1 protein-coding gene is annotated in these 237 nt (G+C 62.4%); it reads left to right on the plus strand.

Annotated features, from left to right (window positions below; translation table 11 throughout):
* On the plus strand, positions 1-237 hold a 237-nt coding region (locus SB717_RS39430; protein ID WP_410908767.1), incomplete at both ends, for a DUF6923 family protein.

Below are 237 nucleotides of genomic sequence, written 5' to 3' on the forward strand. Positions count from 1 at the left end.
GTCGACGTCACGACGAACACAGTGATCAAAGCGCTGAACCTTTCCACCGGCGTCGCCGGGGATCTTGCCTGGGTCGACGGTCAGCTGTACGGGGGCTTGAGTAGGATCCAGCGCATCGACACCACCACCGGCACCGTTGTGTCATCCAACCCCGTCACCGGGCTCTTCGCTCCTGCGTACTGGTCGAGCCAGGGTCACCTGTACACCTGGGTCTCAGGAACGATCCGCGAGGTCATC

Source organism: Priestia sp. SIMBA_032, assembly GCF_046535215.1.
Lineage (GTDB): Bacteria > Bacillota > Bacilli > Bacillales > Bacillaceae_H > Priestia > Priestia aryabhattai.